At 72.7% G+C, this 2,257-nt stretch carries 2 protein-coding genes; both read right to left on the reverse strand.

Annotated features, from left to right (window positions below):
• The coding region (locus PLP61_RS16630; protein WP_324503883.1) for a hypothetical protein at nucleotides 1-684 on the reverse strand (684 nt) is incomplete at its 3' end.
• The coding region (locus tag PLP61_RS16635) for a DNA translocase FtsK (RefSeq protein ID WP_324503885.1) at nucleotides 684-2,257 on the reverse strand (1,574 nt) is incomplete at its 5' end. The genes PLP61_RS16630 and PLP61_RS16635, both read right to left, overlap by 1 nt.

The raw sequence follows: 2,257 nt of genomic DNA on the forward strand, positions 1-2,257 counted from the left end.
CCGCAAGCGGGCGGCGAGGGTGCCGATGCCCTGGGCCAGCACTGGTCGGGGGTCCCGCCAGCCCCGACCCGGAACCGCCGACTCGCCCGGCTGCTCGGACTGCTCGGCCTCCGGCGGGAGGGTCGGCGTCGCAGGCTCGGGGGCCGTGTCCTCGGGGGCCTCGCCCTCCCGGTGCGCCTCGTGGGACGGGTCGAGAACCTCCACCGGGTGGCCGGCGGCCGCCGCCAGCGCCGCCATCTCGCGCACCGCCTGGTGGTCGCCGCCGGTGGCCCGGGTGGCCAGGCCGAGGGAGACGGTCAGGGGCTCCTCGAGCGGGGCGACCAGCACCAGCCGCCCGTCCCGCCAGAACCCCCGCGGGGTGTGCTCGATCCGCTCGAGGTCCTCCCAGACCAGACCGCGCCAGTGCCGCCCGGACCGGACCCGGGCACCGCGCCCGTCGGCCACCAGCAGCGGCACGCGGGCGTCCACGAACCCGGCCAGGTGCACGGCGGCGATCAGGCCCAGCAGCACGGTGAGCGCCCAGTCCAGCGGCGACCCGGTCTCGGCGGACCGGCCCAGGTAGGCCACGCACAGGGCGGCCGACACGACGCCGACCCCCGCCAGCAGCCCGCCGCGGCGACGAACCACGACCTCCGGTCCGGCGGCCTCGGCCACGGCGTCGAGGTGCTCGACAGGTACGTCCATCACAGCTCTCCCTGCAACGTGGCCAGCAGACCGTCCATCTCGTCGGGCTTGATCAGCACGTCGCGAGCCTTGGACCCCTCACTGGGGCCGACCACGCCGCGACTCTCCAGGATGTCCATCAGCCGGCCCGCCTTGGCGAAGCCCACGCGCAGCTTGCGCTGGAGCATCGAGGTGGAGCCGAACTGGGTGGACACCACCAGCTCGATCGCCTGGAGCACCAGGTCCATGTCGTCGCCGATGTCGTCGTCCAGCTCGCGCCGGCCGGCGGCCGCCGCGGTGACGTCCTCACGGTAGGAGGGCTCGAGCTGGCTCTTGCAGTGCCTGACGACCTGGTGGATCTCCGGCTCGGTGACCCAGGAGCCCTGCACCCGGATCGGCTTGGAGGCACCCATGGGGAGGAACAGCCCGTCGCCCTGGCCGACCAGCTTCTCCGCGCCCGGCTGGTCGAGGATGACCCGGCTGTCGGCGAGGGAGGAGGTGGCGAAGGCGAGCCGGGACGGCACGTTGGCCTTGATCAGGCCCGTCACCACGTCCACCGACGGCCGCTGGGTGGCCAGCACCAGGTGGATGCCGGCGGCCCGGGCGAGCTGGGTGATCCGGACGATGGCGTCCTCGACGTCCCGGGGGGAGACCATCATCAGGTCGGCCAGCTCGTCGACGACCACCAGCAGGTACGGGTAGGGCGCCAGCGTCCGCTCGCTGCCGGGCGGGACGGTGACCTTGCCGGCCCGGACGGCCTTGTTGAAGTCGTCGACGTGGCGGAAGCCGAAGTTGGCCAGGTCGTCGTAGCGCAGGTCCATCTCCCGGACGACCCACTGCAGCGCCTCGGCGGCCTTCTTCGGGTTGGTGATGATGGGGGTGATCAGGTGCGGGACACCCTCGTAGGCGTTCAGCTCGACCCGCTTGGGGTCCACCAGGATCAGCCGCACCTCGTCCGGCGTGGAGCGCATCAGCACCGAGGTGATCATCGAGTTCACGAAGCTGGACTTGCCCGAGCCGGTGGCACCGGCGACCAGCAGGTGCGGCATCTTGGCCAGGTTGGCCACCACGTAGCCGCCCTCGACGTCCTTGCCCAGCCCGGTGAGCAGCGCGTGGTGGTCCGAGCGGGCCACGGGCGAGCGCAGCACGTCCCCGAGGGTGACGATCTCCTTGTCGACGTTGGGAATCTCGATCCCGATGGCCGACTTGCCGGGGATCGGACTGAGGATCCGCACGTCCGCGGACGCCACGGCGTAGGCGATGTTCTTCGACAGCGCGGTGACCTTCTCGACCTTCACGGCGGGGCCGAGCTCGACCTCGTAGCGCGTGACCGTCGGCCCCCGGGTGTAGCCGGTGACCTGGGCGTCGATGTCGAACTCCTCCAGGACCTGGGTGAGCCGCCCGACCACCTCGTCGGAGGAGCGGGAGCGCGGCTTGTGCGGCGAGCCCTGCTTGAGGACCTCGTGGCCGGGGAGCTGGTAGGCCACGTCGCCGGACAGGGTGAGCTGCTCCACGCGCTGGGGCACCGGGGTGTGCGGGGGCGGGGCCAGCTCGACGTGCGCGTCGGGGTGGGCCGCCTCCGCGTCCTCCTCGG

It is taken from the genome of Nocardioides sp. (genome assembly GCF_035429765.1).
GTDB lineage: Bacteria > Actinomycetota > Actinomycetes > Propionibacteriales > Nocardioidaceae > Nocardioides.